The sequence below is a fragment of the Moorena sp. SIO1F2 genome (genome assembly GCF_010672755.1).
GTDB lineage: Bacteria > Cyanobacteriota > Cyanobacteriia > Cyanobacteriales > Coleofasciculaceae > Moorena.
Genome location: NZ_JAAHFV010000243.1, coordinates 1 through 9,985 on the forward strand (window position 1 = coordinate 1; position 9,985 = coordinate 9,985).

Here is a 9,985-nt window from a genome sequence, read left to right on the forward strand (position 1 = left end):
GTATTGACAAATAATGTTCTATATAATATTGCGACGACAGAACTCTGTATGCAAAAAAAAAAGTAAAGAATTGTATACAATAAGTGCTGATGAAAAAAAGTCTGGTAATCTAATTATGGTGGACGTGTTGATTGAAGAAATTGACAGCCACTAAACTGTTAACCGTAAAGGATGATTCGATATGCAAAATCAAGAATCCAATACTCAATTCAAGCCATTCTTCGCTCACTTCCTAGAAGAGCAAAAAGCGGGTGCTAACCAATCTGAAACTGCTTCTTATGATGATAAGGAAACTCTGAAGTATCCTTCTGATTCTGAAGAAGTTGAAACCCAGAAGTATCCTTCTGATTACGAGGAGTGGTAGAAGATTAAGGCGTTCTTTTGAAGAGGTAGCACCCTCAACAAAGGACTGAAGAATCTATCGGTAGTGGTCGTGTTTATAAAAAAAATACGACCACTGAATCTGATTAAAAGCCTAAAAATCTAACGATTGCGCTTTCCCAATGGAAAATAAAAAGTTTTATGTCTTCGTCCGGTGACTTAATTTTATTACTTACCCACAGTGGTGACTTTTTCACAATAGATCGAGTAGCAGAAGCCTTGTCAAAAAAAGGGGCGCGACCATTTCGCTTCGACACAGATAAATTTCCCTTAGACGTGCAACTCAGGGCAAAGTTTGATCAATCCCAGAGCAGCTATAGGCTGAAATATGGCGCTGAAGTGATCAGTAGCGAGGACGTAAAAGCAGTTTGGATGCGCCGTATATGGCAACCTAACCTAGGTCAAAATCTTGATCCCCAGTTCCAAGAAAGTTGTATCCGGGAATCATTAGCAACATTATCAGGACTTTGGGATAGTCTCAGAGGAGTGCGATGGATTGATGATTTAGCAAAAGCCGAAGCTGCCAACAATAAGCAGCGTCAATTGCGGTTAGCTTCTGAGGTGGGTCTTGTGATTCCCCGGACTTTAATCACCAATGATCCAGAAGCTGTAAGAGAGTTTTTTCAACAAGTGAAGGGTAAAATGGTAACAAAGCTGTTAACAGCTTTATCCTACAGTATGGAATATACTCCTTTTTTCCTTTATACCAGTATTGTTAAAGAAGAAGATTTGCTGGATGCTGAATCCCTGCGCTATTGTCCGATGGTGTTTCAAGAGCAAATTCCTAAGCAGTTGGAACTGCGAGTGATATTTGTTCAGGGCAAGGTGTTTGTAGGAGCGTTAGATGCGTCTATTTATGAAAAATCCACAGTTGATTGGCGTCGCCCTAATGCTGGCACAGGTGCATGGCAACACCATGAGCTGCCTGATGAAATTGTGGCTCGAATAAAAGCCTTGATGGATAACTTTGGCTTACTGTATGGAGCTTTAGATTTTATCGTGACACCCTCAGGAGACTATGTGTTTTTGGAAGTTAACCCCGGAGGGGAATGGGGCATGTTAGAACGAGATTTGGAACTCCCCATTTCTAATGCGATCGCAGAAGCTCTGATTTCTTAAAAGCTATAGACCCGGTGGTGCGTTACGGGGCGCACTATCCCAACCCTAGCTACCAGGTAAAATCAGAGGCTTTGCACCCCTAACGCACCCTACGCAACTCCCTACTCCCTACTCCCTACTCCCTACTCCCTTATAAAATAAAATGACAGTATTAATCATTACATTTAGCCGAGACAACGAGAGTATTCCTCTAGTTATCAAAGCCATTGAAGCTCAAGGAGGAAAAGCATTTCGTTTTGATACCGATAGATATCCCACCGAAGTGCAGCTAGATATTTACGAGGGCAATTCTCAGGGAGTAATTATTACGGATGGGGAACAGAAGCTAGATTTGAGTGAAGTGTCCTCGGTTTGGTATCGACGGATGCGCTATGGGAACAAAATTCCCGACACCATGGATCAGCAGTATCGAAACGCTGCAATTAAGGAATGTCGAGTCACGGTTAGGGGTATGATTGCCAGCATCAAGGCATTCCACTTCGACAAAATGTCTAATGTTGATGTCGCTAACAATAAGCAACTACAGCTCCAAGTGGCACGAGAGGTGGGCTTGATTACGCCCCGTACCCTCAGTACCAACAATCCAGAGGCAGTGAAGCAATTTGCTTCTGAATGTCAAGACCAGGGTATCATTACCAAAATGCTATCTTCCTTTGCTATCTATGGAGAGCAAGGGCAAGAACAGGTTGTTTTCACGAACCCAGTCACAGCAGAGGATTTAGAGCATGTGGAAGGACTGCGTTTCTGTCCGATGACCTTTCAGGAAAAAGTGCCCAAGGCTCTAGAATTACGAACCACGATCGTGGGACACCGTATATTTACTGCTGCCGTGGATTCCCAGAGCTTAGAAGGCTCTACTTTCGACTGGCGCAAGGAAGGCCGAGCGTTAGTTAAATCTTGGAAAGCCTATGATTTACCCGAAGATATTGAAAAAAAGTTGCTCAAACTGATGGCTTATTTTGGTTTAAACTATGGAGCCATTGATATTATTCTTACCCCTGATGGTCGGTATGTATTCCTGGAAGTTAACCCGGTTGGGGAATTTTTCTGGTTGGAGACGTTTTCCCCCCACTTCCCAATTTCTCAAGCTATTGCTGAAATTATCCTCACCCATGGGTCAAAATGAAAACTGATCAAATCCCTCAAGTTACTAATGATGAACCAGAAAAGTTACAACAAGAATTAGATAATAATCCAGATAAATTAGAAGATCAGCTAGATGATGATAAAGATACAGATACAGATAATAAGACAGATAATGAAATAGAGAAAGTACCGGAAGAACTAGAGACGCATTTATACCGGCGTCTATTTGACTATGGTTGGCAGCATAAAGCACCCTTTTTATTCGCTATAGTCTTAACTATCTTTGCTTCATTTATAAACTTCTTTATTCCCCAGGTTAATCGCTATGTTATAGATGTAGTGATTCCCGAAAAACAATTTAATATGCTGCCTTGGGTAGGAGTAATTATCCTATCTATGACTTTAGCAGCCGGTGCTTTGCTATTTTTTCAACTCTATGCAATCAAAGTATTCGGACAAAAAACTATTGAGAGCATTCGCCTAGATTTATATCAACATATTCAAGGTCTATCCATTAGTTTTTTTGAAGGCCAACGCACGGGCGAATTAATGTCACGGTTGGCAAGAGATGTGGATATAGTCGGGCAATTACTGTCTGCTAATTTAATTGCTATATTAATCGATAGTTTTGCGTTTATTGTCGTTTTCATCTATATCCTTGTCAGTAACTGGCTGCTGGCAATCATGATTGCCATTACCTGGCCTTTCATCATTTATATTTTACAATTTTCTCAGAAAAGACTACAAAAAATCTATCAATCGGTTAACGATCAAGCTGATTTAATTAGTAACCACTTACAAGATACTATCTCGAATATTAAAATTATCAAGTCTTTTGGTAACGAGCAGTATGAAATTGACCGATTTAGCGAATTTAGTCGTAACTATCGGGAAGAGAATCTTAAGGCAACTCGATTTTGGTCTATATTCGTACCGATTATTAATACCCTGAATGAACTGGGAAATTTACTGACATTAGTTTTCGGTGCTTGGGGAGTGATGGTTAGCCATCTGACTATTGGGGAATTAGCAGCCCTGTTAACCTATGTCACCCTTTTAAATAAACCGATTAATCGGTTTAATGGATTAGTCAATATTATCCAAATTTCAGGAGTATCAGCCAAAAGAATTTTTCAGATTTTAGATACCAAAGTAGAGGTTAAAGAGAAGGAAAATGCGATTAACTTGACCTCGATACAGGGCAATCTCAAATTTGAAGGGATGGAGTTTGCTTATCACAACAATCAGTCAGTGATCAGAAACTTCAATTTAGACATTCAACCGGGGATGTCAGTGGCGTTAGTGGGTTCTTCTGGTTCGGGAAAAAGCACTGTTGCTAAAATAGCCGCTCGGTTTTACGATCCCCAAAAGGGACGAGTATTACTTGATGGACATGATCTACAAGATATTACTTTAAGCTCCTTGCGATCGCATATTGGCATCGTGCCCCAAGAAACGTTACTGCTCTACGGCACAGTAAGAGAGAACATAGCTTACGGTAAGCTAGATGCCACAGATCTCGAAATTGAAGCAGCAGCAAAAGCTGCCAATGCCCATGATTTTATTATGGGTTTCCCTGATGGTTATCAATCCATTATTGGTGAGCAGGGTGTGAAACTATCAGGAGGACAGCGACAACGGATTGCGATCGCCCGAGTTTTGCTCAAAAATCCCCAAATTGTTATTTTAGATGAAGCCACCTCGGCTCTAGATTCTGAATCAGAACAACTGATTCAAGAGTCTATTAAACAGCTTTTTAAAGGACGCACTAGCTTAGTAATTGCTCATCGACTTTCCACTATTGCTGATGTTGATTTAATTGTAGTTCTGGAAAAAGGTGAGATTGTGGAAACTGGAACCCATACCGAATTAATTGCTCAAGGGGGAAGGTATGCTTATCTGTATGAACTGCAATTTGTGAAGTCAGGAAATTAAGTAGGATAACGGTAAAAAGGGTGACTGGGTGTAAGGTAGCTGTGTGGAAGACAACACAAGCGCTAGGACTTCCTTCCCATAAACACCTCCAGTAGCGTGGGCATAGCGCATTAGCTGACTGCTGACGGCTGATAGCTGAATTATTACTATGATAGATATGCTCCTAGAGACGATATCACACTACTCTAATCAATGCCCACGCTGTTGAAATTGGCAATAATTGCCGCCCATCTATCGGTCTATCTGGTTGCTGCGGTTAACATCTGGATTTTTTCTTATTGGAGTCAATTCTATACTTCTGTAGTCAAGGTGCGATCGCTACCACTGATCTACTGTGGCTATGCTTGTTTTGCGATCGCTAACTCCTACGAAATTGCTGAACACATCGGGGATGACTGGATTTATGTCAGCCAAGTTTCTGATCTCAATCAGTTATTCTATACCTTCATTACTGCTGGCATGTGCTTGATTGCCCTAGGACTGAAAAAATCCCGCTTTCTGGATTTGATCTTAGTTGCCAGCACGGTTGCTGTTCCCCTACTTTATGGTGTTCAAGAGGGCAAAGAATTAATGCAGTTGGTGCAATTAGTTCCTTCGATAATTTTTGTCTATAACTGGTACGTAGTTATGAGGGACTGGCGAGTTTTTCTATTCCCATTATTCTCAAATGTGATCACTGTTGGTTTTGGTATTGCCCTGATTGTTACCGGACAGCAGGCGCTTCATCTGTTCGTCGGTTCTGCTTCAGCGATTGGCTTGCTAATTCTTGGGCGAGTGGCGTGGGTAAAACCAAAAAGGCATTCCAAGGGATAGCTTTGGCATGTTAAAGAAAATGACTAAAAAAAACTACTGGTTACTTTACCAATAATTTGTTGAGAATCCACTAAACCAAAAGAGCGGCTATCGGTACTTTCTAATCGGTTGTCTCCTTTCAGGAAACAACGTCCATCTTCGAGCACCAAAGTTACCCGTTTCACCAATCGCAACTGGTTTTGGTAAGGGTGTCTAGCAACAACGATGTCACCAACCTTGGGCGGAATGTGCCGATAAGCTCTCGGATCAATTAAGATTTCCTCTCCTGGTTTGAGCAGGGGAGTCATGGATACTCCTGTAACTCGGAAGCGCAACCGTTTTCGCAATATCCACAGTGCTAGCTCAGGAATACTGTTTTTGGTAAAAAGCATTTGAATTAAGAATGTAGAATTAAGAATTAAGAATTAAGAATTAAGAATTAAGAATTAAGAATTAAGAATTAAGAATTAAGAATTAAGAATTAAGAATTAAGAATTAAGAATTAAGAATTAAGAATTTTACATTCTGCTTTCTGCCTTCTACATTCTGCCTTCTACATTCTGCCTTCTACATTCTGCCTTCTACATTCTGCCTTCTACATTCTGCCTTCTACATTCTGCCTTCTACATTCTACATTCTACATTCTACATTCTACATTCTGAGGTTTAGCTAGCCTTATACCAGACAATATCGCGATTCTTGGTTGCCCAGAAAATCTTGTGGATATTCTCTACTGCATCAAGTAGCTCATTGGCGTGCTCAAGGCTAACTTCCACCTTGCAGGCAGAGCATAACTTTGCAGCTTTCCAGAAGGTATCGTGTAGGTCTGGGAACTGCTCCAAGTGTACTGGCTTGAAATAGTCTGTCCACAGGATCAGTATTTCCTCTTTGGTCTTCTGAGCCTGCTCTTCCTTAATAGCAATGAACCGGGATAGGGTATTGTTGTAAGCAGCTAATGCTGGTTGATCATTACTCGCAGGTGGCTCAAGATCAAGGATCTTCTTGGTCATGGAGAGTACTGCCTCAGCGGTGATACGTGCAGCAGCTGGGTCATACACCCCGCAAGGTCCGTCGCAGTGGGCATGGACTTCTGGAGCAGGGAACCAGTCTTTGAGCTGGGCAATAACTTTTTTCAACATATTTTTTAGAGTTCGCTTGTGGTCAGAGCACATGGTAAATATCGGTAAGGGAGGAATAGCCCCAGGATAGCCAATGGCTAATTAGGGTTTTTGACAACCGACTAGACTAAGTTAGTTAACTAACTTAGTTAGCCCAATCTATTCCATCCCCCCCCTACCCATAGTAAGTTATAGCAAGTTGTGTTCTAAAACGATAGTCGATGTGAAGATAGGGAATCGGGAATCGAGAGTCGGGAATCGGGAGTCGGGAATCGGGAGTCGGGAGTCGGGAGTCGGGAATCGTGGGAGGTGTGGGAAGTGTGGGAGGTGTGGGGAGATGGGGAGATGGGGAGATCTTATAGAGTTTTGCTTTCGCGTTTGGCCTACGGCCACAAGCGTGACCATTCGCGTAGCGTGGCCCAAAGGCCAAGGTCAATCCCGTAGCGGCTCCAAAGGAGCATCCCACTAAGTTAACTGATGTAAACCCCAGATATAGCACTAGGCATTAAAGTTAGGAAATTGATAGAAGCCGAAAAGCTAATGCACGTGAACTTTTGCCTCTTGCCTCTTGCCTCTTGCCTCTTGCCTTTTGCATTTTGCCCTTGCGCGAATTTTTATACCAGATAACTATTCTAATTTAAAATAAGTTTACAGTTATTAACATTACGTGTTACCTTAATTAAAAAATTAGACAAATTTCAAGTTAAATTGATGAATAGTAAAGAGTTAGCGCAATATATAGAAGCTACTGACGGCATCTCCAAACCCTGGTTACTCGTGCAACTGCGCCTGAAGAAGCTTCAGGAGCGGCGCGCCACCCTATCATCGGAAGCTTATATCAGAGAACTAGAAGATATTCACCAGGATTTGATGAATTTAGGTCAGTGGTGGGTAGGTAGAGAAGACGAAGTGTTCAATCCTTGAGGTTCGTTTAACGCTAGAATCTGGAAGACCATTCTTTCGTTGCCACAAAACAACCTGATCGAGTGGGTTCACTCTGAGCATCATGGGTAAAGCTAAAAAGAATAAGTCTGAATTTGAACAGACCACAGTTGAGCTTCAAAAGAATACGCCTGAATTTGAACAGACCACAGAACAGACCACAGAACAAACCACAGTTGAGGTTAATCTGAGTGACACTGACTATTACTTCAATCGAGAACTGAGCTGGTTGGAGTTCAATAACCGAGTATTACATGAAGCAACGGACCCCCGAACACCTCTGTTAGAGCGTCTGAAGTTCATGGCCATCTTTAGCTCCAACCTCGATGAATTCTTTATGGTGCGGGTGGCTGGTTTGAAACAACAGGTGCTAGCACAAGTTAGTAAACGGACACCTGATGGTCGGACACCCAGTGAACAACTCGATGCCATCAGAGTGCGCTTGTTACCGATGGTAACTCAACAGCATCAACACTTTGAACAGGAACTGCGACCGCTGCTAGCCAAAGCAGGGATTTACATTCTGGACTATGTGGACTTGAACCAGAAACAGCGGAATTACCTGGAAAACTACTATTCCGAGCAAATTTTTCCAGTTCTGACTCCCCTGGCTGTGGACCCCAGCCATCCCTTTCCTTACATGTCCAATCTCAGTCTGAATCTGGCGGTAGTGGTCAAAGACCCGGAAACGGGAGCAGAATTGTTTGCTCGGGTGAAAGTTCCTAGAGTCTTAAAGCGCTTTGTTCCCCTCCCGGAAAAATTGCAGCAACAACAGAATGGAAAAACGACTAGTTGGACTGGTGTTCCTCTCGAACAAATCATTGCCCATAATTTGGAGTCTCTGTTTCCAGGGATGAAGATTCAGGAGTGTCATCCCTTCCGCATTACCCGCAATGCTGATTTGACAGTAGAGGAATATGAGGCAGATGACCTGCTGATAGCGATTGAAGAGGAACTACGGAAACGACGGTTTGGACGTTCTGCCGTGCGCATGGAAATTCCTGTGACTACCTCCAAGTTAGTCAGGCACACGCTGATGCGAGAGCTGGAACTTGAAGAAACCGATGTGTATGAATTTGAAGGTCTGTTGGCACTGGGTGACTTGATGTCGTTGATGGCATTGCCACGGCCAGAATTGAAAGACCCTGTGTGGGAACCAGTGGTGCCCCGACGCCTGCGCTTCCCTATAGGGGAAGAGAATGTGGAAGATATTTTCAGCGTGATTCGCAGTAGGGATTTGCTGGTACACCATCCTTATCATTCCTTTGGCGCAACGGTAGAACGCTTCATTACCCAGGCCGCTCAAGATCCAGATGTCTTAGCCATCAAAATGACCTTATATCGCACATCTGGTGACTCACCCATTATCGATGCCTTGATTAGAGCAGCAGAAAATGGTGACCAAGTGTCGGTACTCATAGAACTAAAGGCTCGTTTTGATGAAGAAAATAATATCGTCTGGGCACGGAAGTTAGAACAGGCTGGAGTCCATGTGGTCTATGGTTTGGTGGGTTTAAAAACTCACACCAAAATTGTGCTGGTGGTGCGTCGGGAGGGAGATACAATTCGTCGGTATGTTCACATTGGGACGGGGAATTATAATTCTAAGACTGCCAAACTATATACTGATTTAGGACTATTGAGTTGTCGTGATGATTTAGGAGCAGATTTGACAGATTTGTTTAATTCTTTGACCGGTTACTCACGGCAAAAGTCTTATCGAAAGTTGTTGGTCGCACCATTTACTTTACGCGATCGCATGATCGAAATGATTCAGCGGGAGATTGAACATTGCCGCAACGGAGAAACAGGTCGTATTGTGGCCAAAATGAATTCCCTACTAGACCCCAAGATTATTACCGCCCTCTACAACGCCTCACAAGCTGGTGTAAAAATTGACTTGATTGTGCGGGGAATTTGTGGTCTGCGTCCTGGTCTTAAAGGAGTCAGTGAAAATATCCGTGTGGTGAGTGTCGTGGGTCGTTTTTTAGAACACTCACGGATTTTTTACTTCCAAAATCAGGGTCAAGAGGAAGTCTATATTGGCAGTGCGGACTGGATGCGTCGTAATTTGGATCGACGGGTAGAAGCAGTGACACCAGTGGAAGACCCAGAGATTACCAAAGATTTGGAAGAAATCCTGGCAATTATGTTAGCAGATAACCGGCAAGCTTGGGATTTACAGCCTGATGGCACCTATATCCAACGACAGCCAGCTCAAGGGGTTAAAGAAGAATCGGCTCATCAGATTTTGATGGACATGGCGTTGCAATCGTCAGGGATGGGATAGTGGGATAATTAAGAATGTAGAATTTAGAATGTAGAATTTAGAATGTAGAATGTAGAATTGAAAATGTAGAATGTAGAATGTAGAATGTAGAATTGAAAATGTAGAATTAAGAATGTAGAATGTAGAATTGAAAATGTAAAATGTACAATTGAAAAGGGACAACCTATAATTATGAATTATAAACTATAAACTCGGAATTCTTAATTCTTAATTCTTAATTCTTAATTCTTAATTCTTAATTCTTAATTCTTAATTCTTAATTCTTAATTCTTAATTCTTAATTCTTAATTCTTAATTCTTAATTCTTAATTCTTAATTCTTA

Annotated in this window: 10 protein-coding genes; 7 read left to right on the plus strand and 3 right to left on the minus strand. The window is 42.1% G+C overall.

Features of this window, described 5'->3' with window-relative positions; all coding sequences use genetic code 11:
- Positions 1-181: 181 nt before the first annotated feature.
- From F6J94_RS23565 to F6J94_RS23585, 5 genes are all read left to right on the plus strand, one after another.
- Complete coding sequence (locus F6J94_RS23565) at positions 182-364, plus strand: microviridin/marinostatin family tricyclic proteinase inhibitor (RefSeq protein ID WP_293044648.1); 183 nt, start codon at positions 182-184, stop codon at positions 362-364.
- A gap of 158 nt (positions 365-522) precedes the next feature.
- The gene (locus F6J94_RS23570; protein WP_293044650.1) at positions 523-1,500 is read left to right on the plus strand and encodes an MvdC family ATP-grasp ribosomal peptide maturase; all 978 of its coding nucleotides are present in this window, start codon (positions 523-525) and stop codon (positions 1,498-1,500) included.
- A gap of 142 nt (positions 1,501-1,642) precedes the next feature.
- Complete coding sequence (locus tag F6J94_RS23575) at positions 1,643-2,626, plus strand: MvdD family ATP-grasp ribosomal peptide maturase (RefSeq protein ID WP_293044652.1); 984 nt, start codon at positions 1,643-1,645, stop codon at positions 2,624-2,626.
- On the plus strand, positions 2,623-4,521 hold the full coding sequence (locus F6J94_RS23580) for an ABC transporter ATP-binding protein (protein ID WP_293044654.1): 1,899 nt from the start codon (positions 2,623-2,625) through the stop codon (positions 4,519-4,521). The genes F6J94_RS23575 and F6J94_RS23580 overlap by 4 nt, the downstream gene beginning before the upstream one ends.
- Before the next feature lie 192 nt (positions 4,522-4,713).
- Positions 4,714-5,334, plus strand: a complete 621-nt coding sequence (locus tag F6J94_RS23585) for a hypothetical protein (RefSeq protein ID WP_293044656.1) — start codon at positions 4,714-4,716, stop codon at positions 5,332-5,334.
- 23 nt (positions 5,335-5,357) lie between these two features.
- Here the strand turns inward: F6J94_RS23585 and sodX are convergent, their stop codons facing one another.
- The 3 genes from sodX to F6J94_RS23600 form a co-directional block, all read right to left on the minus strand.
- Complete coding sequence (sodX, locus tag F6J94_RS23590) at positions 5,358-5,705, minus strand: nickel-type superoxide dismutase maturation protease (protein WP_293044658.1); 348 nt, start codon at positions 5,703-5,705, stop codon at positions 5,358-5,360.
- A 273-nt stretch (positions 5,706-5,978) separates the two neighbouring features.
- On the minus strand, positions 5,979-6,452 hold the full coding sequence (gene sodN, locus F6J94_RS23595; protein WP_075903032.1) for a superoxide dismutase, Ni: 474 nt from the start codon (positions 6,450-6,452) through the stop codon (positions 5,979-5,981).
- A 154-nt stretch (positions 6,453-6,606) separates the two neighbouring features.
- Positions 6,607-6,930, minus strand: coding sequence for a hypothetical protein (locus tag F6J94_RS23600; RefSeq protein WP_293020500.1), 324 nt, complete (start codon positions 6,928-6,930; stop codon positions 6,607-6,609).
- A 212-nt stretch (positions 6,931-7,142) separates the two neighbouring features.
- Between F6J94_RS23600 and F6J94_RS23605 the strand changes: the two genes are divergently transcribed.
- Both F6J94_RS23605 and F6J94_RS23610 read left to right on the plus strand, forming a co-directional pair.
- Complete coding sequence (locus F6J94_RS23605; RefSeq protein ID WP_008181887.1) at positions 7,143-7,355, plus strand: hypothetical protein; 213 nt, start codon at positions 7,143-7,145, stop codon at positions 7,353-7,355.
- A gap of 82 nt (positions 7,356-7,437) precedes the next feature.
- Entirely contained in the window at positions 7,438-9,663 is a 2,226-nt protein-coding gene (locus F6J94_RS23610; RefSeq protein WP_293020497.1) for an RNA degradosome polyphosphate kinase, read from the plus strand.
- Positions 9,664-9,985: the final 322 nt, after the last annotated feature.